The following is a 250-nucleotide window of genomic DNA, read 5'->3' on the forward strand; positions in this document are numbered from 1 at the left end:
CTCGTAGCAGAGCGGATGTTTCCGCAAATGGCAGATGTAGAAGTGACGCCTGAAATCGTTTACGGCGTTCCTTACAATGCCTACTGCGACTACGTAAACGGCAAGATGTATCTCAATGGCGATCTGGCCTACACGTACGAGGGACTTAAGCATCTCGTCACGCACGAGTGCTTCCCTGGTCATACGACACATATGTACATTCGCGAGCTCGGGGTAAAAGCAGGCGAGCTGCCGCTGGATGCCGGACTCG

The 250-nt window shown here is 53.6% G+C and carries 1 protein-coding gene; it reads left to right on the plus strand.

The features are described from left to right. Nucleotides 1-27: 27 nt before the first annotated feature. On the plus strand, nt 28-250 hold a 223-nt coding region (locus SB775_RS32095; RefSeq protein ID WP_410865333.1), incomplete at its 3' end, for a hypothetical protein.

This window comes from Peribacillus sp. SIMBA_075, from assembly GCF_046534585.1.